Origin of the sequence: Pseudomonas sp. FSL R10-0399, from assembly GCF_009600165.1 — a bacterium.
Lineage (GTDB): Bacteria > Pseudomonadota > Gammaproteobacteria > Pseudomonadales > Pseudomonadaceae > Aquipseudomonas > Aquipseudomonas helleri.
Window position 1 is genome coordinate 22,738 of record NZ_WIWK01000020.1, and the last position, 26,220, is coordinate 48,957.

Annotated in this window: 29 protein-coding genes and 1 pseudogene; 12 read left to right on the forward strand and 18 right to left on the reverse strand. The window is 58.8% G+C overall.

Annotated features, from left to right (window positions below):
- Window positions 1-6 precede the first annotated feature (6 nt).
- A complete protein-coding gene (cysN, locus tag GHO41_RS08415; protein WP_153327092.1) occupies window positions 7-1,905 on the forward strand; it encodes a sulfate adenylyltransferase subunit CysN in 1,899 nt (632 codons plus the stop codon).
- 187 nt (window positions 1,906-2,092) lie between these two features.
- On the opposite strand, the gene GHO41_RS08420 is transcribed toward cysN, so the two are convergent.
- The 3 genes from GHO41_RS08420 to GHO41_RS08430 are packed head-to-tail and all read right to left on the reverse strand — an operon-like array spanning window position 2,093 to window position 5,497.
- The gene (locus GHO41_RS08420) at window positions 2,093-2,998 is read right to left on the reverse strand and encodes an acyltransferase (RefSeq protein WP_153330446.1); all 906 of its coding nucleotides are present in this window, start codon (window positions 2,996-2,998) and stop codon (window positions 2,093-2,095) included.
- Window positions 2,999-5,098 carry a phosphate acetyltransferase gene (gene pta, locus GHO41_RS08425; RefSeq protein ID WP_048368321.1) on the reverse strand — a complete coding sequence of 700 codons (2,100 nt, stop codon included), beginning with the start codon at window positions 5,096-5,098 and terminating at the stop codon, window positions 2,999-3,001.
- 60 nt (window positions 5,099-5,158) lie between these two features.
- A complete protein-coding gene (locus tag GHO41_RS08430) occupies window positions 5,159-5,497 on the reverse strand; it encodes a DUF3565 domain-containing protein (protein ID WP_048368474.1) in 339 nt (112 codons plus the stop codon).
- Here GHO41_RS08430 and GHO41_RS08435 point away from each other — a divergent pair.
- The gene (locus tag GHO41_RS08435) at window positions 5,466-5,951 is read left to right on the forward strand and encodes a peptidylprolyl isomerase (protein ID WP_048368319.1); all 486 of its coding nucleotides are present in this window, start codon (window positions 5,466-5,468) and stop codon (window positions 5,949-5,951) included. The two genes, GHO41_RS08430 and GHO41_RS08435, sit on opposite strands and share 32 nt — an antisense overlap.
- Before the next feature lie 135 nt (window positions 5,952-6,086).
- Here the strand turns inward: GHO41_RS08435 and GHO41_RS08440 are convergent, their stop codons facing one another.
- Together GHO41_RS08440 and cysZ are read right to left on the reverse strand one after the other, a co-directional pair.
- Window positions 6,087-7,256: a glycosyltransferase family 1 protein gene (locus tag GHO41_RS08440; protein ID WP_153433344.1), complete on the reverse strand. Its 1,170-nt coding sequence runs from the start codon at window positions 7,254-7,256 to the stop codon at window positions 6,087-6,089.
- Window positions 7,257-7,407: 151 nt separating this feature from the next.
- Window positions 7,408-8,163: a sulfate transporter CysZ gene (gene cysZ, locus GHO41_RS08445; RefSeq protein WP_153433345.1), complete on the reverse strand. Its 756-nt coding sequence runs from the start codon at window positions 8,161-8,163 to the stop codon at window positions 7,408-7,410.
- Between the two features lie 311 nt (window positions 8,164-8,474).
- On the opposite strand from cysZ, the gene trxB reads away from it, so the two are divergent.
- Window positions 8,475-9,440 carry a thioredoxin-disulfide reductase gene (trxB, locus tag GHO41_RS08450; RefSeq protein ID WP_048368315.1) on the forward strand — a complete coding sequence of 322 codons (966 nt, stop codon included), beginning with the start codon at window positions 8,475-8,477 and terminating at the stop codon, window positions 9,438-9,440.
- Window positions 9,441-9,577: 137 nt separating this feature from the next.
- Here trxB and GHO41_RS08455 read toward each other — a convergent pair whose 3' ends face one another.
- The 6 genes from GHO41_RS08455 to GHO41_RS08480 all read right to left on the reverse strand — a co-directional run bounded on the left by GHO41_RS08455 (window position 9,578) and on the right by GHO41_RS08480 (window position 12,573).
- Window positions 9,578-9,919, reverse strand: a complete 342-nt coding sequence (locus tag GHO41_RS08455; RefSeq protein WP_048368314.1) for a HopJ type III effector protein — start codon at window positions 9,917-9,919, stop codon at window positions 9,578-9,580.
- A complete protein-coding gene (locus GHO41_RS08460; RefSeq protein ID WP_048368313.1) occupies window positions 9,916-10,209 on the reverse strand; it encodes a DUF1244 domain-containing protein in 294 nt (97 codons plus the stop codon). Before GHO41_RS08460 ends, GHO41_RS08455 begins: the two co-directional genes overlap by 4 nt.
- A 30-nt stretch (window positions 10,210-10,239) precedes the next feature.
- Complete coding sequence (gene folX / locus GHO41_RS08465) at window positions 10,240-10,611, reverse strand: dihydroneopterin triphosphate 2'-epimerase (RefSeq protein WP_048368312.1); 372 nt, start codon at window positions 10,609-10,611, stop codon at window positions 10,240-10,242.
- Window positions 10,611-11,174, reverse strand: coding sequence for a GTP cyclohydrolase I FolE (gene folE / locus GHO41_RS08470; protein ID WP_153390668.1), 564 nt, complete (start codon window positions 11,172-11,174; stop codon window positions 10,611-10,613). The genes folX and folE overlap by 1 nt, the downstream gene beginning before the upstream one ends.
- 23 nt (window positions 11,175-11,197) lie before the next feature.
- Window positions 11,198-11,908 carry a dihydromonapterin reductase gene (gene folM / locus GHO41_RS08475; RefSeq protein WP_048390255.1) on the reverse strand — a complete coding sequence of 237 codons (711 nt, stop codon included), beginning with the start codon at window positions 11,906-11,908 and terminating at the stop codon, window positions 11,198-11,200.
- 95 nt (window positions 11,909-12,003) lie between these two features.
- Window positions 12,004-12,573: an antibiotic biosynthesis monooxygenase gene (locus GHO41_RS08480; RefSeq protein WP_153333299.1), complete on the reverse strand. Its 570-nt coding sequence runs from the start codon at window positions 12,571-12,573 to the stop codon at window positions 12,004-12,006.
- A gap of 181 nt (window positions 12,574-12,754) precedes the next feature.
- On the opposite strand from GHO41_RS08480, the gene GHO41_RS08485 reads away from it, so the two are divergent.
- Window positions 12,755-13,702, forward strand: coding sequence for a MerR family transcriptional regulator (locus GHO41_RS08485; RefSeq protein WP_153433346.1), 948 nt, complete (start codon window positions 12,755-12,757; stop codon window positions 13,700-13,702).
- Here the strand turns inward: GHO41_RS08485 and GHO41_RS08490 are convergent.
- Window positions 13,680-14,156 carry a PAS domain S-box protein gene (locus GHO41_RS08490; protein ID WP_048390249.1) on the reverse strand — a complete coding sequence of 159 codons (477 nt, stop codon included), beginning with the start codon at window positions 14,154-14,156 and terminating at the stop codon, window positions 13,680-13,682. The genes GHO41_RS08485 and GHO41_RS08490 overlap by 23 nt on opposite strands.
- A gap of 134 nt (window positions 14,157-14,290) precedes the next feature.
- Here GHO41_RS08490 and GHO41_RS08495 point away from each other — a divergent pair, with 134 nt between their 5' ends.
- Entirely contained in the window at window positions 14,291-14,746 is a 456-nt protein-coding gene (locus GHO41_RS08495; protein WP_153433347.1) for a flavodoxin, read from the forward strand.
- Here the strand turns inward: GHO41_RS08495 and GHO41_RS08500 are convergent.
- Window positions 14,727-15,626, reverse strand: a pseudogene (locus tag GHO41_RS08500) (LysR substrate-binding domain-containing protein). The gene GHO41_RS08495 and the pseudogene GHO41_RS08500 sit on opposite strands and share 20 nt — an antisense overlap.
- Before the next feature lie 98 nt (window positions 15,627-15,724).
- Here GHO41_RS08500 and GHO41_RS08505 point away from each other — a divergent pair.
- From GHO41_RS08505 to GHO41_RS08515, 3 genes are all read left to right on the forward strand, one after another.
- Window positions 15,725-16,111, forward strand: a complete 387-nt coding sequence (locus GHO41_RS08505; protein ID WP_123749634.1) for a CidA/LrgA family protein — start codon at window positions 15,725-15,727, stop codon at window positions 16,109-16,111.
- Window positions 16,101-16,787: an LrgB family protein gene (locus tag GHO41_RS08510; protein ID WP_153390671.1), complete on the forward strand. Its 687-nt coding sequence runs from the start codon at window positions 16,101-16,103 to the stop codon at window positions 16,785-16,787. The genes GHO41_RS08505 and GHO41_RS08510 overlap by 11 nt, the downstream gene beginning before the upstream one ends.
- Before the next feature lie 388 nt (window positions 16,788-17,175).
- A complete protein-coding gene (locus GHO41_RS08515) occupies window positions 17,176-18,000 on the forward strand; it encodes an SDR family oxidoreductase (RefSeq protein WP_153390672.1) in 825 nt (274 codons plus the stop codon).
- An 86-nt stretch (window positions 18,001-18,086) separates the two neighbouring features.
- Here GHO41_RS08515 and GHO41_RS08520 read toward each other — a convergent pair whose 3' ends face one another.
- Complete coding sequence (locus tag GHO41_RS08520; protein WP_153330457.1) at window positions 18,087-18,998, reverse strand: LysR family transcriptional regulator; 912 nt, start codon at window positions 18,996-18,998, stop codon at window positions 18,087-18,089.
- 37 nt (window positions 18,999-19,035) lie between these two features.
- A complete protein-coding gene (locus GHO41_RS08525; RefSeq protein WP_153330458.1) occupies window positions 19,036-19,830 on the reverse strand; it encodes an IclR family transcriptional regulator in 795 nt (264 codons plus the stop codon).
- A gap of 160 nt (window positions 19,831-19,990) precedes the next feature.
- Here GHO41_RS08525 and hmgA point away from each other — a divergent pair, with 160 nt between their 5' ends.
- From hmgA to GHO41_RS08545, 4 genes are all read left to right on the forward strand, one after another.
- Complete coding sequence (gene hmgA / locus GHO41_RS08530; protein WP_153390673.1) at window positions 19,991-21,295, forward strand: homogentisate 1,2-dioxygenase; 1,305 nt, start codon at window positions 19,991-19,993, stop codon at window positions 21,293-21,295.
- A 2-nt stretch (window positions 21,296-21,297) separates the two neighbouring features.
- On the forward strand, window positions 21,298-22,602 hold the full coding sequence (gene fahA, locus GHO41_RS08535; protein ID WP_153390674.1) for a fumarylacetoacetase: 1,305 nt from the start codon (window positions 21,298-21,300) through the stop codon (window positions 22,600-22,602).
- A 10-nt stretch (window positions 22,603-22,612) separates the two neighbouring features.
- Window positions 22,613-23,242: a maleylacetoacetate isomerase gene (gene maiA, locus GHO41_RS08540; RefSeq protein ID WP_153330461.1), complete on the forward strand. Its 630-nt coding sequence runs from the start codon at window positions 22,613-22,615 to the stop codon at window positions 23,240-23,242.
- A 202-nt stretch (window positions 23,243-23,444) separates the two neighbouring features.
- A complete protein-coding gene (locus tag GHO41_RS08545) occupies window positions 23,445-24,470 on the forward strand; it encodes a Glu/Leu/Phe/Val dehydrogenase dimerization domain-containing protein (RefSeq protein WP_048368288.1) in 1,026 nt (341 codons plus the stop codon).
- A 22-nt stretch (window positions 24,471-24,492) separates the two neighbouring features.
- Here GHO41_RS08545 and GHO41_RS08550 read toward each other — a convergent pair whose 3' ends face one another.
- From GHO41_RS08550 to GHO41_RS08560, 3 genes are all read right to left on the reverse strand, one after another.
- Window positions 24,493-24,867 carry a MerR family transcriptional regulator gene (locus tag GHO41_RS08550; RefSeq protein ID WP_153433348.1) on the reverse strand — a complete coding sequence of 125 codons (375 nt, stop codon included), beginning with the start codon at window positions 24,865-24,867 and terminating at the stop codon, window positions 24,493-24,495.
- Window positions 24,868-24,903: 36 nt separating this feature from the next.
- Window positions 24,904-25,479, reverse strand: a complete 576-nt coding sequence (locus GHO41_RS08555) for an NAD(P)H-dependent oxidoreductase (RefSeq protein WP_153433349.1) — start codon at window positions 25,477-25,479, stop codon at window positions 24,904-24,906.
- 77 nt (window positions 25,480-25,556) lie between these two features.
- Window positions 25,557-25,763 carry a YebG family protein gene (locus GHO41_RS08560; protein ID WP_153433350.1) on the reverse strand — a complete coding sequence of 69 codons (207 nt, stop codon included), beginning with the start codon at window positions 25,761-25,763 and terminating at the stop codon, window positions 25,557-25,559.
- Window positions 25,764-26,220 lie beyond the last annotated feature (457 nt).

A 26,220-nucleotide genomic window follows, 5' to 3' on the forward strand; every position in this document is an offset into this window, starting at 1 on the left:
GTTGTCATGTCGCACGTATCTGATTTGATCAGCGAGGACATCCTCGCCTACCTGGGCCAGCACGAGCGCAAAGAGATGTTGCGCTTTCTGACCTGCGGCAACGTCGATGACGGTAAGAGCACCCTGATCGGGCGCCTGCTGCACGACTCCAAGATGATCTACGAAGATCATCTGGAAGCCATTACCCGCGATTCGAAAAAAAGCGGCACCACCGGCGATGACATCGACCTGGCACTGCTGGTCGACGGCCTGCAAGCCGAGCGCGAGCAGGGCATCACCATTGACGTGGCGTACCGCTACTTCTCAACGGCCAAGCGCAAGTTCATCATTGCCGATACCCCGGGCCACGAGCAGTACACCCGCAACATGGCCACCGGTGCGTCCACCTGTGACTTGGCGATCATTCTGGTGGATGCCCGTTACGGCGTGCAGACCCAAACCCGTCGTCACAGCTTTATTGCCTCGTTGCTGGGCATCAAGCACATCGTCGTGGCCATCAACAAGATGGACCTCAAGAACTTTGACGAAGGCGTATTCGAGTCGATCAAGGCCGATTACCTGAAGTTCGCTGAAGGCTTGAAAATGAAGCCTTCGAGCCTGCACTTCGTGCCGATGTCTGCCCTCAAGGGCGACAACGTGGTGAACAAGTCCGAGCGCTCGCCGTGGTACACCGGCCAGTCGCTGATGGAAATCCTCGAAACCGTGGAAATCGCGGCCGACCGCAACCTCTCCGACCTGCGCTTCCCGGTGCAATACGTGAACCGTCCGAACCTGAACTTCCGGGGTTTCGCCGGTACGCTGGCCAGCGGCGTCGTGCACAAGGGTGACGAGATCGTGGTGCTGCCGTCGGGTAAAAGCAGCCGCGTGAAATCCATTGTCACCTTTGAAGGTGAACTGGAGCACGCCGGGCCTGGCCAGGCGATCACGCTGACCATGGAAGACGAGATCGACATCTCCCGTGGCGACTTGTTGGTGCATGCCGACAACGTGCCGCAGGTGACCGATAACTTCGAAGCCATGCTGGTGTGGATGGCTGAAGAGCCGATGCTGCCGGGCAAGAAGTACGACATCAAGCGTGCGACCAGCTATGTGCCAGGTTCGATTGCCAGCATCGTCAACAAAGTCGATGTGAACACCCTCGAAGAAGGCCCGGCCAGCGCGTTGCAGTTGAACGAGATCGGCAAGGTCAAGATCAGCCTCGACGCACCGATTGCCCTGGACGGTTATGAAAGCAACCGCACCACCGGTTCGTTCATCATCATTGACCGTTTGACCAACGGCACCGTGGGCGCGGGCATGATCATCGCCTCGCCGGTCAGCCACGGCAGCGCGACGCATCACGGTGAGCTTGCACACGTCACCACCCAGGAGCGCGCCCAGCGCTTCGGCCAACAACCGGCGACCGTGTTGTTCAGCGGTTTGTCGGGTGCCGGTAAAAGCACCCTGGCTTACGCAGTTGAGCGCAAGTTGTTCGACATGGGCCGTGCGGTGTTTGTGCTGGACGGTCAAAACCTGCGTCATGACCTGAACAAAGGTCTGCCACAGGACCGTGCGGGCCGTACCGAGAACTGGCGTCGTGCTGCCCACGTGGCGCGTCAATTCAACGAAGCGGGCTTGCTGACCCTGGCGGCTTTCGTCGCGCCGGATGCTGAAGGCCGTGAACAGGCCAAAGCCCTGATCGGTGATGATCGTTTGATCACGGTGTATGTACAGGCATCGCCTGCAGTCTGCGCCGAGCGTGACCCGCAGGGCCTGTATGCAGCGGGTGGCGACAACATCCCGGGCGAATCCTTCCCGTACGACGTGCCTTTGAATGCCGACCTTGTGGTCGACACTCAAGCGCTGACCGTCGAAGAAGGCGTCAAGCGGGTGCTCGACCTGTTGCGTCAACGCGGCGCAATCTAAGCCGCGATTAAAAAGCCCGTCACCGCGAGATCGGTGGCGGGCTTTTTATTGGGCGCTGTATTTTCCCCTCACCCCAGCCCTCTCCCGAGGGAGAGGGAGCTGATTTGTGGTGTTGCGCAGGCCTGCTTCTGCTTTTAGTCCCCTCTCCCTTTGGGAGAGGGTTAGGGTGAGGGGCTTTTGATCTTCTTCACTGTGCCGGGTATTGCCGATGCAACTCGCCCAACAACCGGTCCTTATCTTCCCACAGCTGGTTGATCCAGCTCTGAAACGCCAATTTGTAGGCCGGGTCCTGGTCGTAGTTTTTACCGATGAACTCCGCCGGGATTTCCAGCTCTTCAAATACCACCACTACGTCCCGCACGTTGCCGCACAGCAAGTCCCAATACCCCGGGCGTCCGCCAGGGTAATGAATCGTTACGTTGACGATGGACTTTAACTGCTCGCCCATCGCATCCAGCACGAAGGCAATGCCGCCGGCTTTAGGTTTGAGCAGGTAGCGGAACGGCGATTGCTGTTCGGCGTGTTTGGCTTCGGTGAAGCGTGTGCCTTCGACGAAGTTGAAAATGCCCACCGGCTGGTTTTTGAACTTGGCGCAGGTTCTGCGCGTGGTCGCCAGGTCGGCGCCTTTCTTTTCCGGGTGTTTGGCCAGGTAGGCCTTGGAGTAGCGTTTCATGAACGGGAAGCCCAACGCCCACCACGCCAGCCCGATTACCGGCACCCAGATCAGCTCTTGCTTGAGGAAGAACTTCAGCGGGCGGATACGTTTGTTGAGCACGTATTGCAGCACCATGATGTCGACCCAGCTCTGGTGGTTGCTGGTCACCAGGTACGAGTGCTCATAGTCCAGCCCTTCGAGGCCCTTGATGTGCCAGCGGGTTTTGCCCAGCAGGTCCATCCAGCGTTTGTTGTTGCCGACCCAGGCTTGGTGAATGTGCCGCATCAACTCGTCGGTCACCCGTTGCGCGGGCTTGAACGGCAGGCACAGCTTAAAGATCGCAACCACAAACAACGGCGTGCAACACACGATGGTGTTGATCGCCAAGAACAATGAAGCAATGACGCCGCGTAACGGCGCAGGCAGGAAATCCAGCATTTACACATCCATAGGTCGGTTGGCGGCTTGAATCGCCGTCAGGGCGATGGTGTACACGATGTCGTCCACTTGCGCACCACGGGGCAGGTCGTTCACCGGTTTGCGCAGGCCTTGCAGCATCGGGCCCAAACTCACGCAATCAGCGCTGCGCTGCACGGCCTTGTGCGTGGTGTTGCCGGTGTTCAGGTCGGGGAAGACAAACACCGTCGCACGGCCGGCCACCTGGCTGTTGGGCGCCAGTTGGCGGGCCACTGTTTCGTTGGCCGCAGCGTCGTATTGCAACGGGCCGTCGATGAGCAGTGCGCGCTGGGCTTCATGGGCGAGGAGGGTCGCTTCACGGACTTTTTCGACTTCTTCACCGCTGGCCGAGTCGCCGCTGGAGTAGCTGATCATGGCCACGCGCGGGGTGATGCCGAACGCTGCGGCAGAGTCAGCGCTTTGCAGGGCAATTTCTGCCAGCTCAGTGGCCGACGGGTGCGGATTCATCACGCAGTCGCCGTACACCAGCACCTGTTCCGGGAACAACATGAAGAACACCGACGACACCAAGGTGCAGCCCGGCGCTGTTTTGATCAGTTGCAGGGCAGGGCGGATGGTGTTGGCAGTGGAGTGGATGACCCCGGAAACCAGCCCGTCGACCTCGTCCAGTGCGAGCATCATGGTGCCGATCACCACCGGGTCTTCCAGTTGCTGCTCGGCCATCGGCGCATTGATGCTTTTGGTTTTGCGCAGGGCCACCATCGGTTCGACATAACGGCCACGAATCACATCCGGGTCGAGAATCTCCAGCCCCGGCGGCAGTTCAAACCCATGGGCCTTGGCCACGGCGTGAACCTCTTCAGGCTTGGCCAGCAGCACGCAACGGGCGATACCGCGGGCCTGGCAAATGGCGGCTGCCTGCACGGTCAAGGGCTCGCTGCCTTCGGGCAAGACGATCCGCTTGTTGGCGTGTTGGGCGCGCTGGATCAATTGATAGCGGAACACCGCAGGCGTGAGGCGCATCTCCCGTGGCGTGCCGCAACGCTGGTGCAGCCAGTGCGCGTCGAGGTGGCTGGCGACAAAATCCGTGATGATTTCTGCGCGTTCGCGGTCATCGATCGGGATTTCTTTGTTGAGCTGATTGAGCTGGTTGGCGGTGTCGTACGAGCCGGTGCTCACTGACAGCACGGGCAGCCCGGCTTGCAAGGCTCCACGGCACAGTTCCATCAGGCGCGGGTCGGGTTTGGTGTCGCTGGTCAGCAGCAGACCTGCCAGTGGTACGCCGTTCATGGCGGCCAGGCTGACGGCCAGGATGATGTCATCGCGGTCACCGGGGGTTACCACCAACACGCCGGGTTTGAGCAGTTGCAGCGTGTTCAGCACGGTGCGGGCGCAGAGGATGATTTTGGACATGCGCCGGGTTTCATAATCGCCCGCATTCAGCACCTGAGCGCCGAGCAACTCGGCCACGTCACGGGTGCGCGGAGCATTGAGTTCGGGCTGGTACGGAATGCAGCCCAATAGCTTGAAGTCGCCGGTCCGCAGTAACGGTGAGTGCTCTTTGAGGCGCGCTGAAAACACTTCCATGCTTTCGTCGGTTTTCACTTTGTTAAGGATCACGCCGAGCACTTTCGGATCTTTCGGCCCGCCGAACAGCTGCGCTTGCAGCTCAACCCGGCCGGAGAGTTCGGTGAGTACTTCGTTTTCCGGGGCCGACACCAGAATCACTTCGGCATCCAGGCTCTTGGCCAGGTGCAAATTGACGCGCGCCGCGTAACTGGCGGTGCGCGTGGGCACCATGCCTTCAACGATCAACACGTCTTTGCCAACGGCGGCTTGCTGATAAAGGCTGATGATCTCTTCGAGCAGCTCATCAAGCTGGCCGTCACCGAGCATGCGCTCAACGTGGGCCAGGCCCAAGGGCTGAGGCGGCTTGAGGCCGTGGGTACGCGCCACCAGTTCGGTCGAGCGTTCAGGCCCGGTGTCGCCGGGGTGCGGCTGGGCAATGGGCTTGAAAAAGCCGACTTTCAAGCCTGCACGCTCCAGAGTACGGACCAGGCCGAGGCTGATTGAGGTCAGGCCCACACCAAAATCAGTGGGGGCGATAAAGAAAGTTTGCATGCGAGCTTCCTGACGTAGCAGTGCAAGAGCAACACTCGATAAACGAGCCATGTGCTGGAATCAATTGCCAAGGTTAACGCTATCAGCCTCCTGAGCACACCAGCCACAACGAAAGGGCTGGCCTATTTTTTTTGCCCGCTGCTCAGGGTCCAGCACCCAGGGGCGTGACTGCCAGGGCGGTTGATGGCGCTGATGCTGGGTGTGGCCACAGGAGAGCACAGCAACCCAGTGCTGCTCTTCATCTTGGCGCCAGCCAATGATTGTTGAGGTTTTCAAAGTTATCCGTTGGTCTTGGTTGTGTTCGCTTTCGTGCGAATGCTTGGTTAAACTTGCGAACTCATTATTATTTTGCAAAAGGTCTCGCCCCATGACGATCGCCGCCAACAAGGCAGTCTCCATCGAATATACCCTGACCAACGACGCTGGTGATGTCATTGACAGTTCTGCTGGCGGCGCTCCGCTGGTTTACCTGCAAGGCGCGGGCAACATCATTCCAGGTCTGGAAAAAGCCCTTGAAGGCAAAAACGTCGGTGATGAGCTGGACGTTTCCGTTGAGCCAGAAGACGCTTACGGCGAATACTCCGCTGAACTGGTCAGCACCCTGAGCAGCAGCATGTTCGAAGGCGTTGACCAACTGGAAGTCGGCATGCAGTTCCACGCTTCCGCGCCGGACGGCCAAATGCAAATCGTGACCATCCGTGATCTGGACGGCGACGACGTAACCGTTGATGGCAACCACCCGTTGGCGGGTCAGCGCCTGAACTTCAAGGTAAAGGTTGTTGCTGTACGTGACGCGAGCGAAGAAGAAGTTGCTCACGGCCACGTGCACGGTGAAGGCGGTCATCAGCACTGATACCGGCTACTTCGCTCACCTGTGAGCGAGTAAAGAAAGGCGCCTGTTGGCGCCTTTTTTTGCGCCTCTAAGTTATGTCATCAGCGCTCTGCATGATTGTTGATTCACGATCGCGCGGCACAGGTCAGGGCGCGTTTATTCAGATAGCGGAAACGGACCTGTCTGGCTTTGGCAGGCGCGCTGCAACTGGTTTTCGAACTGTTCGATAATTTGCGGCCAGCCCTGGCGACAGGCATGGTGGCGCGCATTGAGACGCACGGTGCGCAGGGTTTCCGGCTCTTCAAGGAGCCAGGCGGCAGCATCGATCCAGGCATATTCATCCCCTGGCATGGCCAGCACGCCGTTGTAGCCATGACGAATATGCTGGCCCGCCGCGGCGGCGTCATAAGCCACAACGCCCAGCCCCGAAGCCAAGGCTTCTAGCACCACATTGCCGAACGTTTCGGTCAGGCTCGGGAACAAAAACACGTCGCCACAGGCATAGTGGCGGGCCAGGTCTTCACCGGATTGAGCGCCACAAAAAAACGCATCCGGCAGCGAGGCTTCCAGTGCGGCCCGTTTGGGCCCGTCACCGACGATGATCAGCTTGAAGCGGCGCCGCGGGAAGCGCTCCTGCAAGGCTTCCAGGCAGTGCTTGAGTGCACCCAGATTCTTCTCGGGTGCCAGGCGACCGACATGCAGCAGGGCAATATCGTCTTCGCCCAATCCCCAACTCTGGCGCAAGGCGCTTTGGCGTTTCGCCGGGCTGAACAGTCGGCTGTCGACCCCGCGCTCCAGCAGCTCCAGGCGATCAAAGTGCCGACGCTGCAGTTCGAGCCGCTGGCTGGCGCTGGGCACCAGAGTCAACGCCGAGCGGTTATGGAACCAGCGCAAATATTGGGTCAGCAGCCGGGTAAATACCCCGAGGCCGTAAATGCTGGAGTAATGCTGGAAGTTGGTATGAAAACCGCTGACCACTGCAATACCGAGTCGGCGTGCCACGCGCAGCGCACACAATCCCAGCGGGCCTTCGGTGGCGATGTACACCACGTCCGGGCGTTGTACTTGCCAGCGCTTCATCAAGCGCCGGGTGGAGGCGATGCCCCACTGCAGTCCCGGATAACCGGGGATAGACCAGCCCCGGCACAGCATCACCTGATCGTTACTGCGTTGATTGCCATCGCAGGTCTGGCGAGGGCGTACCAGCTCCACATGGTGATCGCGAGCGCGCAGGCCATCAAACAAACGCCCAAGGGTGTTGGCCACGCCGTTTATTTCTGGTGGAAACGTTTCGGTGATCAGGGAAATATGCAGGGCAGTTGTCATGGCACCAGTCTCAACGTGATCTGTGTCGGCTACGTGTCAGCCAAATGATGAATTTATGGCGACTGAACCGTAGACAGCGTGGAGACAGCTTAGGTGCAATAAGGCTCTCAGCGTTTTTAATGCAGCGCTGAGAGCCGTGTTTTTTATCCCTTCATGGCTTTTTCACGGCCAGGGCTTCTTCGCCCCGCTCACGTACCCAAAACAGCGTTGCCCCGGCCACGGCGGCAGGCATCATCAGCAGGTTGACCACGGGCACCAGCAGTACCAGATACACCACCCCGCCAAAGCTCAGGCTCTGCCAGCGTTTCTGGCGCAGCCAGGCGAGCATCTCGTTCCAGCCCAGTTTGTGGTTGTCGGCCGGGTAGTCGATGTACTGGATGGCCATCATCCAGACCCCGAATATCAGCCACAACGGCGCGGCGATCAGGTTGACCACGGGCACAAACGACAAAATCAGCAAGGCAATCGCGCGGGGCAGAAAGTAGCCCAGCTTGCGCATTTCACGGGCCAGTGTGCGGGGCACCATGGCGATCAGTTCGCTCCAACTGAACGGCGGCGAGTTATCGACCCCGCGCACCACGGCTTCGACCTTCTCCGAGAGAAACCCGTTAAAAGGCGCGGCGATGATGTTGGCGAACATGGTGAAGGTGAAAAACACCATCAAAATGAGCAACACCACAAACAGCGGCCATAACACGTAGTTGAGAAAGCTCAGCCAGCTGGGCAGCGTCGGCATCAGCGTGTCGACCCACAGGCTGAACTGATGCCCGGCGAAGTAAATCAGCCCGACAAACAGCACCAGGTTGATCAGCAGCGGCAACAGCACAAATAAACGCAGGCCTGGGCTCAGGACCAGCTTCAGGCCTTCACGCAGGTACTGCGGGCCAGATAGAACAGGGGCGGGCATAGTGGGCTCCGGGCAATGGAAAATCGGCCGACCTTAACGGCTTTGCGCGCGGGGCGAAAGCCTGGAGGCGGATTCGACAATAACTGTAACAAAGACGTCCAATGATGAATTTGAGCACATAGAGGACTGCTATGAGCTGGATTGTTAATGCGTATTTCCTTACTCTCAGCGGCCTATATACGCTGCACCTACATTTTTCAGGACCTGCGGGTGACAGACCTGGCCTGAGCAGGTGAGCGGTTTCTTTTTATTCCAGCCGGTAAAGCGGCGTTCCGCCCTTATTTCTACACGGGCGGCCATAGGAGTGAGTCATGTCTGAAGTACGTCATTCGCGTGTGATTATTCTGGGTTCTGGCCCTGCCGGTTACAGCGCCGCTGTTTACGCTGCCCGGGCTAACCTCAAACCACTGCTGATCACGGGCATGCAGGCGGGCGGTCAACTGACCACCACTACCGAAGTCGACAACTGGCCGGGCGATGTACACGGCCTGACCGGCCCGGTCCTCATGGAGCGCATGCGTGAGCACGCCGAGCGTTTTGAAACAGAGATCGTGTTTGATCACATCAACGCCGTTGATCTGAAAAACAAACCGTTCAGCCTGACCGGCGACAGCGGCACTTACACCTGCGACGCGCTGATCATCGCCACCGGCGCCAGCGCCCGTTACCTGGGCCTGCCGTCTGAAGAAGCCTTTATGGGCAAGGGCGTGTCGGCCTGTGCAACCTGCGACGGTTTCTTCTATCGCAACAAGCCGGTGGCAGTCGTGGGTGGCGGTAACACGGCAGTTGAAGAAGCCCTGTACCTGGCCAACATCGCGAGCAAAGTGACCCTGGTTCACCGCCGCGAAACCTTCCGCGCCGAGAAAATCCTGATCGACAAGCTGAACGCCCGCGTGGCTGAAGGCAAGATCGAGTTCAAATTGAACGCCACCCTGGACGAAGTGCTGGGTGACAACATGGGCGTGACCGGTGCCCGCCTGAAAAACAACGACGGCAGCTTTGACGAAATCAAAGTAGACGGCGTGTTCATCGCCATCGGCCACACCCCGAACACCTCGCTGTTCGAAGGTCAACTGGAACTCAAAGACGGCTACATGGTGGTCAAGGGCGGCCGTGAAGGCAACGCCACTGCGACCAGCATCGAAGGCGTGTTTGCGGCGGGCGACGTGGCTGACCACGTTTACCGTCAAGCCATCACCTCGGCCGGTGCCGGCTGCATGGCAGCACTGGATACCGAGCGTTACCTGGACGGCCTGCAGAACGCTGAGTTCAAGTAATCCGTAGCGCCTAAAAAACCGGCTTCGGCCGGTTTTTTTGTGGGCAACACAAATCCCTTGTAGGAGCGAGCTTGCTCGCGATCTTTTAAAAGATCAAAAGATCGCGAGCAAGCTCGCTCCTACACCGGATGACGTGCTTAAGCCTTGCGCGTCAGCGGCTGGGTCTGGAATGTAACCCCGGCCAGGCCGTGGCTGATCAGCGCGCGGATGTTGCCGTGGTCGGTGCCTTCTGGCGTCGCCAGTACCGAGCGGTAATGCTCGCCGAACGCCAGCAGCGCTTCTTGATCGCTGAACCCTTCGAGCAGGGCCAGGCCCAAGGTCTTGCACGAGCCTTCGTTTTGCCCGGCCGCGTTCTCGACGCCGCCGTTGTTGAAAGCCTGCGGCTGGTAATCGTACTGCGCGGCGACAAACGCAAGCGTGTCGGCAAATACGTGTTCGCCGCTGTTTAGGCTGGCGCGCAGGGTGTTCAAATCAGTCATTCGTGTTTTCCTTTGGCGAACGCCGCTACTTGTTCGGCGCTGGCTTCTTTCTGGTAAAGGTTTTTCCATTCGGCGTACGGCATGCCGTAGACCACTTCACGGGCGTCATCGAGGCTGACCTCGATCTGGCGCTCATCTGCCGCGGCCTTGTACCACTTGGACAGGCAGTTACGGCAAAAACCCGAGAGGTTCATCAGGTCAATATTTTGTACGTCTTTGCGGCTGTCCAGATGCGCGACAAGGCGGCGAAAGGCGGCAGCTTCAAGTTCAAGTTGTTCTTGGGGCGTCATAAAATTTACCTGGGTTCAGTGGGCTGTAGCTTAGCGGCAAGCCGCTAGCGTAATCGACACCGATTCAGCAAAGCGCAGGGCGTGGGGCTTGTCGACCTCGACTTCGGCGTACTGCACGGCGGTGTTGCTCATCACCAGGTCGAGCAGTTCTTGGGTCAGGCGCTCAAGCAGGGCGAAGCGGTTCTCTTCGACGTGCTGAATCACCGCCTTGGTGATGGTCCGGTAATTCAGGGCGTGATCGATGTCGTTATCCCGTACCGCTTCTTGCGCGGCATACAGGATGGTGAGGTTGATCAACACATCCTGCTTGTTGAGGATCTCGTCTTCATTAATCCCGATAAAGGTGCGCAGACGCAGGTCTTTGACACGGATGCGGGCCGTTCCTGGCTGAAGTTGTGGCATTACGACTTGCTCCGTCCAATCAATTGCAGGAACTCCATGCGGGTGCTGCTCGACTCGCGGAACGCGCCAAGCATGACCGAGGTGTTCATGGTCGAATTCTGTTTTTCTACACCGCGCATCATCATGCACATGTGCTTGGCTTCGATCACCACGGCAACGCCCGCCGCCTGGGTAATGTTCTGAATGGCGTCGGCGATTTCGCGGGTGAGGTTTTCCTGGATCTGCAGGCGACGGGCAAACATGTCGACGATGCGGGCGACCTTCGACAGCCCCAATACTTTGCCGGTCGGAATGTAGGCCACGTGGGCCTTGCCAATAAACGGCAGCAGGTGGTGCTCGCACAACGAGTAAAGCTCGATGTCAGCGACGATTACCATTTCATCGCTTTCTGAGGCAAACAGGGCGCCGTTGACGATATCTTCCACGCTCTGGGCATAGCCGTGACACAGATACTGCATGGCCTTGGCGGCGCGTTTCGGGGTGTCGAGCAGGCCTTCGCGCTCAGGGTTTTCACCGAGGCCGACCAGGATTTCGCGGTAATGCTCAGGCAATGATGTGCTCATGAAAATGCTTCCTCGCGGACGTCTTACTTAACGTGTCGTCCGCCGTTGACGGTCAAGGTGGTGCCGGTCACGTACGGGTTATCCAGCAGGTAGCGCAGGCTTTGGTAAATCACCCCGGCGCCGGGCTCAATGCCCAGGGCTGACTTGGCCAGGGCGTTGGTGCGGTACGCCGCGTCGTCGTCTGGGTTGAACATCAGCAAGGCCGGAGCGATGCCGTTTACTTTGATATGGGGCGCCAGTTTAGCCGCGAATGACAGCGTGAGGCTGTCGAGCCCGGCTTTGGTGGCGCAATAGGCTATGTGCTTGCTACTGCCTTTGCGGGTCACGTCATCGCTGATATGCACGATGTCGGCCGGGCTTGAGCGCAACAACAATTCGCTGCAATGCAGGTTAATCAGATACGGGGCGAGCATGTGCACGCTGAACATCTGGGTAAAAGCGCTGGTTTCAGTGCCAGGCGTCTCTGCCAGCCACGCTGAGGCGTTATGGACGATAGCCCGCAACGTGTCGGTGTGGGCTTTAAGCCGCTCGATAAAGTCGAGAATGCCGCCTTCACTGGAAAAGTCGGCATACAACGTAGTCGCGCCCAGCTCGCGTAACGCCTGCACGCCGGGCTTTTCGCTGCGATAGCTGATGATGACGGGATAACCGTCAGCCAGCAGTTGCCGGGCACAGTGCAAACCAATGCGCTGGCCAGCACCAGTGATCAGGATCGGGGCAGAAGACGTGGGCATGACGGGCTCGATGCGAAATAGCCGGAAACAGTCGCGGCGCAATGGCAAAACTATACCAGCGTCCGCGACCTGACTGCCAAGCCCGGGGCGATCGTTTAACTGCGTTGCGCGAGGGAGTTTGTGCGCAAGGGCTTGTTGGGCGTGCTGTGCAGCCAGCCTGCGAGCAAATGGGTCGAAAGCGGAATAAACAGATACACCATTAGCGGCGTCAGGGCCAAGGTGCTGACAAACACCCGTGGCAACAAACTCAACTCGCCCAGCAATGGGCCCAGTGCAAAGTTGAACAACAACGACACCGGAAAGAACGCCAGCCAGATGGCCACGGCCTGTTTCCAGCGCGGTGGGCGTTGCCCGGCGGCGCCAAACCAGCCATCGATGCCGCTGACGCGATGTTCTGAAGGGTTGGCAAACAGGTGGCTGCCGCGCTGCAACCAGGCTTTGCGCGACACCGAGTGTTCCCACGCGTGCAGGGTGGCTTCGTCGGCAAAGCGGAAAATGATCTGGAATTCATCGTCGCCCGGGGGCGGTGCCAGCACGCCCGAACCCAAGTAACCGGGAAAGTCGGTGGCTAACTGTTCGCCTTCGTGCAGCCAGGCGATCAGTTCCTGGTAACGGCCTTTCGCGACACGGCGCGCGACCATCAAGGTGACAGGGGAGGTAGACATTGTGTATCTCCATGAGGCTGATGCTGCCCGGGTAGGGCAACCACAAAACACAGCGCCGGGGTGGTGGGCTGTGTCTGGAAAAACAAGCAAGGATTGTTCCCGAACGCGATGAACGGGATCGCCACAGCGAGGGAGATGAAGCGTAGAATCCCTCAATTCACTCTTGTAACAGGCCTTAACCATGCCCGTGATCACTGAACTTGAGCCTGTTGCGCTCGCGGCAGGTCAGCCAGAACTGCCGGGCCTGTACCCGATCAGAGAAGTCGCCCGGCTCACCGGCATTAACCCGGTGACCTTGCGTGCGTGGGAGCGGCGCTACGGTTTGATCCAGCCGACACGCACCGAAACAGGGCATCGCTTGTACACAATGAGCGATATTGAGGCAGTGCGTCAGGTTATGGGCTGGCTTGAGCGCGGCGTTGCGGTCAGCAAAGTGGCCGAATTGCTGGCACGCCCGACCGCCTCTGTCAGCGTGCCGAAAGAGGCTTTGGCTGACGAATACCAACAGTGGCAAGCGCGTGTTCAAGCTGCGCTCAGCGCCTTTAACGAAGCTGAACTGGATCGCCTGTACGGGCAGATTTTCTCCAGTTACCCGCTGGAAGTCGTGTTCAAAAGCATCTTGATGCCGCTCTGGGAGCAACTGCTCAAGGCGCAAGATGAGTTTGGCCGCACCAGCGAGTGGTTGCTGCTTGATCGCTTTTTGCGCGGCCGCGTTCAGCAGCGCCTGCACCTGCAACCCATGGACGCCCAAGATTGCGTGCTGCTGGTGGGGCTGCCCGAGTTGTGCACTGAGCTGGAACTGCTGGTGGCCGGTTTGCTGTTGAGCCGCAATGACCGGCTGATCAGGGTATTGGCCGTTGGTCAGCCGCTGGATGAGCTGTCGCTGATTTGTGAGCAGGTTCAGCCTCGTGCGGTCGTGCTGTTCGCCCGGCAGGTAGTGGGCGCGGCCCATCAGCGCCGCTTGGTACGCCTTGCGCAATCGCTGGACTGTTCAGTGGCGCTGGCCGGTGAGGCCGCCAATGTGGCACAAGACGCGCTGGCTGGCTCATCGATTGCCTGTCTGGGCAGCGAGACCGCTTTGATGAACCAGCGCCTGGACGCTGAGCTTAAGCAAGCGGCGGCGCGCTAACACCGTTGGCCGCTTTGAGCGCCTCCAGTTCAGCTTTTACTGCCGCCAACTCGATCTCCAGTTGAGCGGCTTTTTGCTGAGCCTTTACCTGTTGGGTGACATCCTTTTGCACTCCAATAAAGTAGGTCAGTTGATCAGCGTCGTTGAACACCGGCGTGATCGACAATTCGTTCCAGAAATACGAACCGTCCTTGCGGTAATTACGCAGCACCTGACGTGTCGGCTCTCCGCTGGCGATGGCCTCGCGGATCAAGTGCAAACCAATTTGATCACGGTCGCCTGACTGTAAAAAGCGGCAGTCCTGATACAGGATGTCGTCGCTGCTGTAGCCCGTCAGTGCCTCAAACGCTTTATTGACGTAGATAAGGATGTTGTCTTCACCTTCCTGCTCGGCCACCACAATTCCGTCCTGGGACGCGTCTACCATGCGCTGCAGTAAACGGGCGTTGATCATGGTGCAGCACTCCAAAAGTCAGTTAAGTTCGAGCCATTTTAGGACATCGCGACAAGCTGTCTACGTGCTATCACCGAAAGCACGGCATCACCTGTTAGTATCCCTGCCTTTTAGTCAGTTACAGGATCAGATTGATGAAAGTCGCCATCCTTTCAGGCTCGGTGTACGGCACCGCAGAAGAAGTCGCCCGCAACGCCAAACAACTGCTGACCGATGCCGGTTTTGAGGTGTTGTTTAACCCGCGCGCCAAGCTGGCCGAAATTCAGGCCTTTGCTCCGGACGCTTTTTTGGCGGTGACCTCAACCACCGGCATGGGCGAGCTGCCTGATAACCTGAACCCGTTGTACAGCGAGATCCGTGACCTGCTGCCCGCCGCCTGGCGCGGTCTGCCGGGTGCCGTGATTGCGTTGGGCGACTCCAGCTACGGCGATACCTACTGCGGCGGTGGCCAACTGCTGACAGAACTGTTTGCCGAGTTGGGCCTGCGTGAAGTCCAGCCGATGCTGCGCCTGGATTCCAGCGAAACCGTTACCCCTGAAGCCGACTCCGAGCCGTGGGTAGAAGAATTCATCAAAGCACTGACCCAGTAATCGACCGCTCACGCAGCAGCTCCAGCCAGGCTTGAGCTGCGCGTGACAAGTACGCACCTTCGCGCCAGATAAAGGCGATGTCCCAGCGCAGGGTGTCGGGGGCAATCAGCTTTAAACGTATGACGTCGGGGCGTACCAGTTCGCGTGCGACCACGCTGGGCAACAAGGCCACGCCCTGGCCTGCCGCCACCAGCGCCACCAAAAAGTCCGACTGGCCGCTGCGCCCGCCTTCCTTGGGGGTAAAGCCCATTTGCTGGCAGGCCTGGACCACGCGGTCGTTAAGCACAAAGCTGCGTTGATAGAGCAAAAACGGTGTCTCGGCCAATTGCTCCAGGCGCACGCTGCCGCCTTCTGCCAGCGGATGATTGGCCGGCAGCAAGGCGTCCAGCGGCTAGTCGCAAAAGGGCTGCCAGGAAAACGCCTGATTGTTTTTGGGCGTCAGGCTGCCGCCCAACTCCAGTTCGCCGCTCAACACCGCCTGTTCAATATTCAAACTGCCGCCTTCGAGCAGTTGCACCTGAATATTCGGGTAGCGACGCCGGTACTCGGCAAACAGGTTGGCAAACAGCGCATTACCGCCCAACAGCGGCAGGCCCAGTTTTAACTCGCCGCGTTCCAGGTGGCTCAAATCATCAAGCTCACTCAATAACTCTTTGTGCAACCGCAGCATGCCTTCGGCGCGTTGCAGCACCACCTGTCCGGCTGCCGTGAGGCGCACGTGCGATCCGAACCGGTCAAACAGCGTCGTGCTGAGGCTGTGCTCCAGCTGCGCAACTTGTTTGCTCACCGCCGATTGGCTGATGTGCAGGTGCTGGGCAGCCTGGGTAAAGCCGCCGTGGCGTACCACCTCAACGAAGGTACGCAGTTGTTTGAATTCCATGGTGTGATTCCAGATTGGAATGCAGGCCAGTCTAACAATTCGTTTTAGGTATGGAAGGTGCATCTTTAAACTGAACGCCTGTCTGCACTGGAACCACTATGAAACGCTTCGATGTAAAACGCATGGGTCGGCTGATCAGTGAAATCGCCGTATTGCTGGCCATCTATTTTGTCGGCTGTCAGATCGCCGTGTGGTTGCAGGTGCCGATCCCCGGCGGGGTGATGGGCATGATCCTGTTACTGCTGGCCTTCGCCCTGGGCTGGGTCAAGCCTGCCACCTTACAACTGGGCGCCGGTGTATTGATGGCCGAAATGCTGTTGTTCTTTATTCCCGCCTTGATGAGCCTGCTCGATCACGGCGCTTTGGTGCGTGACGAGGGCTGGCGCATTTTGTTGGTGATTGGCGTGAGCACCCTGCTGGTGATGATCGTCACGGCCTTTACCGTAGAAGCCGTGTGCCGCTGGAAGCTGCGCCATGAGGGCTGAACTGATGCCGATGTTCTGGCTGGTGCTCACGCTGGGGACCTATGGCTTGAGCCGCTGGTTGTACCGGCGCACCGGGCGCTACCTGTTGTCGCCGCTGATACTGGTGCCTGCCTTGTTGCTGGCAGTGGCCGCGCCGCTACACACCGCCTACGCCGAATATTCCCGTGATACCCATTGGCTGATGCTGGTGCTCGGTCCGGTGACCGTCGCGTTCGCCGTACCCATTTGGCAGCAACGCAAGCTGCTGGCGCGGCATTGGCTGGCGTTGTTGCTCGGCATGTTGGCGGGCAGTATCGCCTCGATTGGCAGCTCGTACTGGCTGGCCAAAGTGCTGGCACTCGACACATCACTGACCTTGTCGCTGGTGCCGCGCTCCATTACCACGCCGTTCGCCATGCCCGTTGCGCAAAGCCTGGGCGGCGTGCCGGAACTCACCGCCGTGTTCGTGATGTTCACGGGCGTGTTTGGCGCCATGATGGGCGGCATCCTGCTCAAATGGTTGCCGTTGCGCAGCAGCCTGGCGCGCGGTGCACTGTTTGCGGTCGGTGCTCACGGTGCGGGCGTTAGCCGTGCCCGTGAAGTGGGCAGCGAAGAAGGCTCGGTGGCCGGTTTGGTCATGGTCCTCACCGGGATCCTCAACCTGCTGGCCGCGCCCTTGTTGATGCTGATGATTTAAATCCCGCATCAGGGCTTAAATCTCGGGCATAAAAAAGGCCGCTGTAAAACAGCGGCCAAAGAAGACGTTCATCAAGGAGCAGCAAATCAACGTCAGGGTAAACAGTGAGAGCAGAATCACTGTGACTCAATGCTCTGGCGGGCGGGTGTGCCCGGTAAGTGCGACAAGAATAAGGGCTCGCCGGCCTGGGAGTAAGGCCGGTTTACGACAAGCTCTGTTACAAATTAGGCAACAGTCAGCCAGGCCTGCAGTGCTCTGCGTCGCGGCTTGCCACGGCACGCGCAATGTTGCGATTGATGCAAGTGGCTCACTAAGGCATCCCTGATTTCGGTCTTAAACCGACGCCATTTCCCGCTCAGACTGGTTGCACTTCTGAAAGGGGAACCCCATGAAAAAAACCATGCTGATCACCGGAAGCTCCAGCGGCGTCGGGGCTGCGACGGCCCGGTACTTTGCCGAACACGGTTTCAATGTAGTCGCCACCGTGCGTAATCCCGATGCCGCCCATGGGCTGGACGGTATTGCGAACCTGATGGTTGTACGGCTGGATGTCGAAGACACCGCCAGCATCGATAGCGCGCTGACCGTGGCACTGGAACGATTTGGCCGAATTGACGTGGTCATCAACAACGCAGGTTACGGCCAGTACGGTGTGATTGAGGGGATGCCCATCGAAAAGATTCGCAAAAATTATGATGTGAATGTTTTCGGCGTTATCAATGTGATCCAGCGCGTCATTCCGATACTCCGCCAGCAGGGCGGCGGGATGATTTTGAACGTCGGTTCCTGTGGCGGTATTTTCGGCCTGCCCAACAGCGCGGTGTACATCTCGACCAAGTTCGCCCTTGAAGGCTTTACCGAGTCGATTGCCTATGAACTGGCCTCGCAGCATATCGTCGTCAAACTGTTCGAGCCGGGCGGCATTATGACGCCGTTCCATGAGCGCTCCGCGCGTGAAAGCAACGGCAGTGGCAACGTACCCGCTTACGACGCATTTCTGGCCAGCACCCAAGAGGCGATGACCAAGCTGGCCGAAGGCGTGGCCACACCCGAGCAGGTAGCCAAAGACATTTATGCCGCCGTCACCGACGGCACAGACCGGCTGCGTTATTGCGCGCCGTATGGCGTCGAACATTTGGTTAAAGCGCGCCGGGAACTGGATGATCAAGCCTACGAACGCTTTATGCGGGCGCAGTTTCCGGGGGCCAACTGATGCAGTTCAAGCCGTCACGCTGATAAACCCTGTAGGAGCGAGCTTGCCTCGCGATCTTTTGATCGTTTAAAGGTTCGCGAGCAAGCTCAGTTTTTAAGTGGGCGATCACTGCGCAAACTGTCTATCAGCGCCCGCAGCCCGGACGGCACAAGCCGGTGCCCCGGGTAGTAAAGCGCCAGACCGGGGAAGGGCTCGCACCAGTCGAGCAGCAAGGGGACCAATTCACCCCGAGCGATATCAGCCCGGATACTGGAGTCGTCGACGTAGGCGATGCCCGCACCCTGTTTCGCGGCTTCGACGATCAGCGTCTGGGCATTAACGATGAAATTGCCTTGTGGCTTGACCACGCTGCGTACGTCACCGCGCACAAATTCCCAGTGGTAGATCTGCCCGTTGGAAAAGCGATAGGCCAGGCAGTTGTGCTGGCTCAATTGCTCGGGGGATTCGGGCGTGCCGTGACGCGCCAGATAGTCAGGGGAGGCGACCACCAGCGGGCGAAACACTTCCGGGCCCAAGGCCACGGCGATCATGTCTTTTGGCACCTGATCGCGCAGGCGGATGCCTGCGTCCAGGTTGTCCGCAACAATATCAACCAAGCCTTCTTGCACGACAATTTCGACCTGCATGTCTGGAAAACGCTGCAAAAACGCGGTAAACGCCGGGTACATCACAATCCGCGCCGCCGTCTCTGAAGCGCTGATGCGCAGCGTTCCCTGAGGCGATTGCCGAAAGGCGTTCAGTCCTTCTTCCGCGAGCTGGATTTCTTCAATCGCCGGGCTGATGCGCTCAACAAACAACCTGCCAGCCTCCGACAGCGACACAGAGCGAGTGGTGCGGTTAAACAGCCGTGTGCCCATCCGCGCTTCCAGGTTGGTAATCGCGTGGCTTAACGCAGACGCAGAAATCTCAAGCTCATCGGCCGCTTTGCGAAAGCTTCTGTGGGTGCTGATGGCCAACACAGCATAAAGGTCGAACAAGGTTGTTTTACTGGGCTTCATTGTGCGACGCCTTTTGTGTGTGCAACACGCAACGTGATCAATCGGGCTGGTAGCCCATGCGCCAACTGACGGCGTGGGCCGCTGCCAGTAAACGCTGCGCCGCTGGGCCATGTTCATCGGCATGGAACAGAGAGGTAGGGCCGACCACGGTCAGCACGCCCGCCACTTTGCCGGTCGCTTCAAACACCGGCGCCGACAGCGCATCGACGCCAGGCATCAACAGGCCGTGCACAAAATGCAGACCACGGGTGCGGATCTGCTCGCTGATCGCGGTATAGGCCTGGGCAGGTTGCAGCGGGTGCACATGGTCGGTGGCAAGTTCCAGCCCGCGCAATTCGGCGGTTTCGCGGTCAGGCAAAAAGGCGTTGAACACCAGCCCTGTGGATGAACTGAGCAGCGGCAGCACCGAACCCAGCTTGGTCACCACCGTGACCGCACGAACGGCGGCTTCGATGTGCACCACGGTCGCGCCCTGATTGCCCCACACGGCCAGAAAGCAGGTTTCGTTCAAGTCATCACGCAGCTCAGCCATCGGCAGGGCGGCAACTTTGAGCACGTCCATGCTGTTGAGCGCGGCCAACCCCACGCGCAATGCTTCGCGGCCCAGGGCGTAATGGTTGGTGGCGGTATTTTGCTCGGCAAACCCGCTGGCAATCAGCGCCTGCAAGTAGCGATGGACCTTGCTCGCCGGCATCTGCACGTGCTCGGCCAGACGCGATAACGAGGTCGATGGCGACAGCTCGGCCAAGGCCTTGAGAATGTCGGTGCCGACTTCAGCAGAGCGCACTTTCTGTTTGCCGGTGCTGTCAGCGGTGCTTGGAGGCTTTTGCATGGGGGCGCGGGTCTCGGGATGAATGGGCGTCTTTATAGCTTGACGCTTACTGCCAATCAAATTACGTTATGCGTAATTCGATTACGATAAAAATAACGCAGTGACACACACGCGGTTCAGCGTTGAGTGAGTCCACTGTTTTCTCCACTCTGGAGGCTCCATGAACCTCGACTCGTCTTTGTCTGACCTCGCGTATCAATCCGGGTTTGGCAACGAATTCAGCAGTGAAGCATTGCCGGGCGCGTTGCCCGTCGGGCAGAACTCTCCGCAAAAAGTCCCCTATGGTCTGTACGCCGAATTGCTCTCTGGCACAGCATTCACCATGGCTCGTAGCGAGTCGCGGCGCACCTGGATGTACCGGATCAAGCCGTCCGCCAATCACCCGGCCTTTACCAAGCTTGAGCGCCAATTGGCCGGTGGTCCGTTGGGGCCGGTGACGCCTAACCGCCTGCGCTGGAACCCGCTGCCGATTCCTGCCGAGCCCACCGATTTTATCGACGGTCTGGTCGGCATGGTCGCCAACGCCGGCCCGGACAAACCTGCCGGGATCAGCATCTACAGCTACCGCGCCAACACCTCGATGCAGCGTGTGTTTTTCAATGCTGATGGCGAGTTGCTGCTGGTGCCGGAGCAGGGCCGTTTGCGCATTGTCACTGAGTTGGGGCGTCTGGACCTGGAGCCGCTGGAAATTGCCGTGATCCCGCGAGGGCTCAAGTTCCGCGTTGAACTGCTCGACGCACAAGCCCGCGGCTACATCGCAGAAAACCACGGCGCGCCGCTGCGCCTGCCCGATCTGGGGCCGATTGGCAGCAATGGCCTGGCCAACCCGCGTGACTTCCTGAGCCCGATCGCGCACTACGAAGACTCGCAGCAACCGGTCACCCTGGTGCAAAAGTTTCTCGGCGAACTGTGGGGTTGCGAGCTGGATCACTCACCGCTAAACGTGGTCGCGTGGCACGGCAACAATGTGCCGTACAAATATGACCTGCGCCGTTTCAACACCATCGGCACGGTCAGTTTCGATCACCCCGATCCGTCGATCTTCTCCGTGCTGACCTCGCCGACCAGCGTGCCGGGTCTGGCCAACCTCGACTTTGTGATCTTCCCGCCGCGCTGGATGGTGGCAGAGAACACCTTCCGGCCGCCGTGGTTCCACCGCAACTTGATGAACGAGTTCATGGGCCTGATCCAGGGCAGCTATGACGCCAAGGCCGAAGGCTTCTTGCCCGGCGGTGCTTCGCTGCACAGTTGCATGAGCGCCCACGGCCCGGATGCCGAAACCTGCAGCAAAGCCATTGCGGCCGATCTGCAACCGAGCAAAATCGACAACACCATGGCCTTTATGTTTGAGACCAGCCAGGTGCTGCGTCCGAGCCAATTCGCCCTCGAGTGCCCGCAACTGCAACCCCATTACGACGCTTGCTGGGCTTCGTTGCCCTCGACCTTTACCCCGAACCGGAGATAACCATGACCCAGTCCACCTTAACCCGTAGCTGGATCGCCTCCGCCAATGGTCACAGCGATTTCCCGTTACAAAACCTGCCGCTGGGCGTGTTTAGCGTTCAAGGTTCAGCTCCGCGCAGTGGCGTTGCGATCGGCGAGCACATCTTCGACCTGGAAGCCGCACTGGCTGCCGGTTTGTTCGAAGGGCCTGCCAAAGTCGCCGTAGAAGCCTCGTTGGGCGGCGCCTTGAACGCCTACTTTGCCTTGGGCAAAAGCGCTCGCGTGGCTTTGCGTGAACGCTTGCTGGAACTGCTGGGCGAAGGCAGCACCCTGCGCGGCAAGATCGAAGCCCAGGGCGCCAAACTGCTACCGCTGGCGGCTGATTGCGAACTGCACCTGCCCGCCAAAATCGGTGATTACACCGACTTCTACGTGGGCATTGAACACGCGAAAAACGTCGGCAAACTGTTCCGTCCCGACAATCCGCTGCTGCCCAACTACAAGTACGTACCAATCGGCTACCACGGCCGTGCCTCGACCATTCGCCCGTCGGGCGTCGACGTGCGCCGTCCTAAAGGCCAAACCTTGCCCGCCGGGCAGACCGAACCGGTGTTTGGCCCCTGCGCCCGTCTGGACTATGAACTGGAGTTGGGCATCTGGATCGGCCAGGGCAACGACATGGGCGATGCCATCGCGATCGGCGAGGCGAGCGAACACATTGCCGGTTTCTGCCTGCTCAACGACTGGTCGGCACGTGACATTCAGGCGTGGGAATATCAGCCGCTGGGGCCGTTCCTGTCCAAAAGCTTTATCACCAGTATCTCGCCATGGGTGGTGACCGCCGAAGCCCTGGAACCGTTCCGCCGTGCGCAACCTGCGCGCCCGCAAGGTGATCCGCAGCCGCTGCCGTATCTGCTGGATGCCCACGATCAGGCCCACGGTGCATTGGACATCGAACTGGAAGTGCTGCTGTTGACCACATCAATGCGCGAACAAAACCTGCCTGCGCAGCGTTTGGGTTTGAGCAACAGTCTGAACATGTACTGGACCGCCGCGCAGTTGGTGGCTCACCACAGCGTCAACGGTTGCCAGTTGCAGCCGGGTGACTTGTTCGGTTCGGGCACCTTGTCAGGCCCTGACCAATCGCAACTGGGCAGCCTGCTGGAAATCACCGAAGGCGGTAAACATCCGGTGGAATTGTCGTCGGGTGAAGTGCGCAAATTCCTTGAAGATGGCGACGAAATCATCTTCCGCGCCCGTTGCAAGCGTGAAGGTTTTGCCTCAATCGGTTTTGGCGAATGCCGTGGCAAGGTTGTCGCTGCACGCTGAGGAGCGAGCCATGGAACTCTTTGCTTACTACCGTTCGACCTCGTCGTACCGGGTGCGCATCGCTTTGGCACTTAAAGGCCTGGATTACCAGGCCGTGCCGATCAACCTGCTCAAGGGCGAGCAGCGCCAGCCCATCTACCAGGCGATCAACCCGCAGGGCCGTGTACCGGCCTTGCGCACCGATGACGGCAGCGTATTGATCCAGTCACCGGCGATCATCGAATACCTCGAAGAACGCTACCCGGTGCGGCCATTACTGTCCGAAGACCTGATCACCCGCACTCACGAACGTGCCGTTGCGGCCTTGGTGGCCTGTGATATCCACCCGTTGCACAACGTCAGCGTGCTCAACCAACTGCGCCAACAGGGGCAGAACGAAGAGCAGGTGAGCCAGTGGATCGAGCAGTGGATCAGCCAGGGTTTGGCGGCCATCGAACACATGATCGGTGACAGCGGCTATTGCTTTCGCCCGGAGCCGGGCCTGGCAGACGTGTACCTGATCCCGCAGGTGTACGCGGCACAACGGTTCAACGTGTCGCTGGAGGCTTATCCGCGTATTGCGAGGGTGGCGACATTGGCCGAACAGCACCCGGCCTTTATCCAGGCGCACCCGGCACGGCAACCGGATACGCCGATCTAACGGACGCTAAACCTTATAGGAGCCGCCGAAGGCTGGGATCTTTTGATCTTGAAAATCAAACCATCGCAGCCGTCGGCAGATCTGGCGTTCTCCATATACCTGCAACCACCGCAAATCCTCGAACCTTATTCCTGCTCACTTCAACGCCTTTTTTGCGACGGCCTATACTGGCGTTTACCTGTCACCGATCGAGGGCTGGTTAATGTTTGCTCTCATGCAAAGCGCTCATGTGGAGTCGCTGCACCTCAGTATTGATCCCGTTACAGGGCTTAAAGCCGTGATTGCCATTCACAGCAGTCGCTTGGGGCCAGCGTTGGGTGGGTGCCGTTATCTGGCGTACCCCAACGACGAAAGTGCCGTCAGCGATGCGGTCCGTCTGGCCCAGGACATGAGCTATAAAGCAGCGCTGGCCGGGCTGGCAGTCGGTGGGGCAAAAGCGGTCATCATGCGCGCGCCTCATGTTGAAAGCCGTTCAGCGCTGTTTGAAGCATTTGGTCGCTGCGTGGAGCAACTCGACGGCCGCTACATCACCGCCATCGACAGCGGCACCTCCACTGCCGATATGGACTGCATCGCCCAATACACCCGCCACGTCACCAGTACCACCGCCGCCGGTGATCCTTCGGCGCACACGGCCATGGGCGTGTTTGCCGGCATCCGCAGCACCGCCTCATCGCGGCTGGGCAGTGACAATCTCGAAGGCTTGCGCGTTGCCATTCAAGGCTTGGGCAAAGTCGGCTATGCCCTGGCCGAGCAACTGCACGCGGCTGGCGCCGAGCTGCTGGTGTGCGACACCGACCCCGGCAAAGTACGCTTGGCCATGGAGCAGTTGGGCGCTCATCCGGTGGCCTGCGAAGCCTTGCTCAGCACGCCGTGTGACATCCTGGCGCCGTGCGGGTTGGGTGGCGTGTTGAACTGGCACAGCGTCGCCCAATTGCGCTGCTCTGCTGTGGCCGGATGCGCCAACAATCAGCTGACCAACTTGCAAGTGGCCGACCAGTTGGAGCGTCGAGGCATTTTGTATGCGCCCGATTACGTCATCAATTCGGGCGGGCTGATCTACATGGCATTGACCCACCAAGGGGCGCAGCCAGAAACCATCAATCAGCATTTGCTGCAAATCAGCAAACGTCTGACCGGCATCTACGCCCACGCCCAGGCCGAAAAACGTTCACCGGCCCGGGTTTCGGACGAATTGGCGCAGAAGCTGCTGTATGGGCAGGACTAAAAGCGGGCCGGTTTTCTGCAGGTTAAGGATCGCAGCCAGGATTCACAGGTTGTGAGGCATCCTTGAAACGGGTTTCAAATTCAACCAACTGCGCCTGCACCTGTTGCAATGCTTCGATCTGCCTCGCCACAGCATTTTTCTTTACCTCGATGGCGTTGCTGACCACCTCCCACGGCAAGGGTTGCCCTGGGTGGTTCTCGACAATCGTGAGCATTTCCTTAAGCTTGAAACCCAACTGCTGTGCACACTTGATTAACTTCAGCCACTCAACACTGTGTTGGGAGTAGATTCGGTATTTGCCCTGTCGTTGCGGGGAGGGCAGCAAGCCGATTGCCTCATAGTGACGAATGCTTTTTATGGTCGTGCCTGACAATTGGGCCGCTTTGCCGATGTACATGAAAGGTCCTTAAAAGAGGCGTCGGCCGACGGAGCATTAGCGACGGGCAAGCGTCATGGCCTGTTGCAGCCACCTTTGCCGTTGAGTTGTGGTCGAGGTTAACACTGGGCCGAACATCAAGGTGGTCAGCGGTTTTATGCCGCAAAACGCCAAAGTGTGCTTGCGCATTTGATGAAGCCCCGGCATCCAGTAAACCCATTTGTAATACCACGGTGCAGTGTCCATGGCGACCAGCAGGTGGGCGGTGCGGCCTTTGAGCAATTTGTCAGGGAAGACTTTGCCCTGGCGGTACTTGAAGGCAAAGCCTGGCAGGAAGGTGCGGTCGATAAAGCCTTTGAGCAAAGCCGGAACGCCGCCCCACCACAGTGGAAACACAAACACCAGATGCTCGGCCCACATGATGTCTGTCTGGGCATCGAGCAGGTCTTGTTCCAGTGTCTGGATCTGGTTGTAACCTTCGTGCAGCACCGGGTCAAAGTTCAGAGCCCCCAGTTGCACTATGCGCACCTCGCGACCAGCCTGCGTTGCTGTCTCGAAATAACAGGTTGCTATCGCGCCACAGAAACTGTCGGTCGAGGGATGCCCCAGAATGATCAGTACACGCTTGCTCATCGCTACACTCACCTGAAAGAAGGCCTTTCAAGGTAAACGTTGCCCCAAAGGGGAGAGTCAAGCGAGGGCGCGACTGATTACTCGCTCTCGACCAGCAGCTCGGACAGCGCGTCGGGCTGGCTCTTGAAGGCCTTGGCGAACACATCGCGGTTTTTCGCCATGTAGATACCGGCTTCTTCAACTTGCTGCTCGTTCAGCGACGGCACAGCCTTTTGCAACACTTCAGCCAGCAGCTCGGCCAGCTCGAGCATTTTGTCATGACGGTCAGCTTCGGCTTTATCCATGATTTAGCGGAACGCGTAGTGTCCACTTGAGGTGCGCTAATCGGAACGTTTTAGCCTTTTGCAGCCTTGCTCGATTGGCGAGGTGAGCTAAGGTAAACATTGCGCCAGTGCAGCGCATAAGGAGCATGGTTAGCGGTAAGACGACGGGATTGCCCGCGGCCCCGCATCCGTACCCACGACTTTTAACTTGTCGAGTACGAGGCCATGCTGCTATTCAATTTCCAGTCCGTTTGCATACATTCGTCGAGTCTTAGCGAGATTCGCGGTGTGTTTTTCTCTCAGCTCATTGAAAGGTTTAATATATTTCTACGGTATATCGTTTGCTATAGGCATGTTAAGAGTGTTTGCTTGGTGGCGCGATATATTCAGAGAATGCGCTTCTTCAATGGTTTTGAACGCCTCGGTGCAGTGTTTTATTCCTACGGCGTTATCAAATAATATGTCCTCTATATCTAGG

What these genes read in the sequence shown, in the direction of transcription:
- cysN (WP_153327092.1), top strand. Translation starts at nt 7, where the DNA reads ATGTCGCACGTATCTGATTTGATCAGCGAGGACATCCTCGCCTACCTG.
- GHO41_RS08420 (WP_153330446.1), bottom strand. Translation starts at nt 2,998, where the DNA reads ATGCTGGATTTCCTGCCTGCGCCGTTACGCGGCGTCATTGCTTCATTG.
- pta (WP_048368321.1), bottom strand. Translation starts at nt 5,098, where the DNA reads ATGCAAACTTTCTTTATCGCCCCCACTGATTTTGGTGTGGGCCTGACC.
- GHO41_RS08435 (WP_048368319.1), top strand. Translation starts at nt 5,466, where the DNA reads ATGACGATCGCCGCCAACAAGGCAGTCTCCATCGAATATACCCTGACC.
- GHO41_RS08430 (WP_048368474.1), bottom strand. Translation starts at nt 5,497, where the DNA reads ATGGAGACTGCCTTGTTGGCGGCGATCGTCATGGGGCGAGACCTTTTG.
- GHO41_RS08440 (WP_153433344.1), bottom strand. Translation starts at nt 7,256, where the DNA reads ATGACAACTGCCCTGCATATTTCCCTGATCACCGAAACGTTTCCACCA.
- cysZ (WP_153433345.1), bottom strand. Translation starts at nt 8,163, where the DNA reads ATGCCCGCCCCTGTTCTATCTGGCCCGCAGTACCTGCGTGAAGGCCTG.
- trxB (WP_048368315.1), top strand. Translation starts at nt 8,475, where the DNA reads ATGTCTGAAGTACGTCATTCGCGTGTGATTATTCTGGGTTCTGGCCCT.
- GHO41_RS08455 (WP_048368314.1), bottom strand. Translation starts at nt 9,919, where the DNA reads ATGACTGATTTGAACACCCTGCGCGCCAGCCTAAACAGCGGCGAACAC.
- GHO41_RS08460 (WP_048368313.1), bottom strand. Translation starts at nt 10,209, where the DNA reads ATGACGCCCCAAGAACAACTTGAACTTGAAGCTGCCGCCTTTCGCCGC.
- folX (WP_048368312.1), bottom strand. Translation starts at nt 10,611, where the DNA reads ATGCCACAACTTCAGCCAGGAACGGCCCGCATCCGTGTCAAAGACCTG.
- folE (WP_153390668.1), bottom strand. Translation starts at nt 11,174, where the DNA reads ATGAGCACATCATTGCCTGAGCATTACCGCGAAATCCTGGTCGGCCTC.
- folM (WP_048390255.1), bottom strand. Translation starts at nt 11,908, where the DNA reads ATGCCCACGTCTTCTGCCCCGATCCTGATCACTGGTGCTGGCCAGCGC.
- GHO41_RS08480 (WP_153333299.1), bottom strand. Translation starts at nt 12,573, where the DNA reads ATGTCTACCTCCCCTGTCACCTTGATGGTCGCGCGCCGTGTCGCGAAA.
- GHO41_RS08485 (WP_153433346.1), top strand. Translation starts at nt 12,755, where the DNA reads ATGCCCGTGATCACTGAACTTGAGCCTGTTGCGCTCGCGGCAGGTCAG.
- GHO41_RS08490 (WP_048390249.1), bottom strand. Translation starts at nt 14,156, where the DNA reads ATGATCAACGCCCGTTTACTGCAGCGCATGGTAGACGCGTCCCAGGAC.
- GHO41_RS08495 (WP_153433347.1), top strand. Translation starts at nt 14,291, where the DNA reads ATGAAAGTCGCCATCCTTTCAGGCTCGGTGTACGGCACCGCAGAAGAA.
- GHO41_RS08505 (WP_123749634.1), top strand. Translation starts at nt 15,725, where the DNA reads ATGAAACGCTTCGATGTAAAACGCATGGGTCGGCTGATCAGTGAAATC.
- GHO41_RS08510 (WP_153390671.1), top strand. Translation starts at nt 16,101, where the DNA reads ATGAGGGCTGAACTGATGCCGATGTTCTGGCTGGTGCTCACGCTGGGG.
- GHO41_RS08515 (WP_153390672.1), top strand. Translation starts at nt 17,176, where the DNA reads ATGAAAAAAACCATGCTGATCACCGGAAGCTCCAGCGGCGTCGGGGCT.
- GHO41_RS08520 (WP_153330457.1), bottom strand. Translation starts at nt 18,998, where the DNA reads ATGAAGCCCAGTAAAACAACCTTGTTCGACCTTTATGCTGTGTTGGCC.
- GHO41_RS08525 (WP_153330458.1), bottom strand. Translation starts at nt 19,830, where the DNA reads ATGCAAAAGCCTCCAAGCACCGCTGACAGCACCGGCAAACAGAAAGTG.
- hmgA (WP_153390673.1), top strand. Translation starts at nt 19,991, where the DNA reads ATGAACCTCGACTCGTCTTTGTCTGACCTCGCGTATCAATCCGGGTTT.
- fahA (WP_153390674.1), top strand. Translation starts at nt 21,298, where the DNA reads ATGACCCAGTCCACCTTAACCCGTAGCTGGATCGCCTCCGCCAATGGT.
- maiA (WP_153330461.1), top strand. Translation starts at nt 22,613, where the DNA reads ATGGAACTCTTTGCTTACTACCGTTCGACCTCGTCGTACCGGGTGCGC.
- GHO41_RS08545 (WP_048368288.1), top strand. Translation starts at nt 23,445, where the DNA reads ATGTTTGCTCTCATGCAAAGCGCTCATGTGGAGTCGCTGCACCTCAGT.
- GHO41_RS08550 (WP_153433348.1), bottom strand. Translation starts at nt 24,867, where the DNA reads ATGTACATCGGCAAAGCGGCCCAATTGTCAGGCACGACCATAAAAAGC.
- GHO41_RS08555 (WP_153433349.1), bottom strand. Translation starts at nt 25,479, where the DNA reads ATGAGCAAGCGTGTACTGATCATTCTGGGGCATCCCTCGACCGACAGT.
- GHO41_RS08560 (WP_153433350.1), bottom strand. Translation starts at nt 25,763, where the DNA reads ATGGATAAAGCCGAAGCTGACCGTCATGACAAAATGCTCGAGCTGGCC.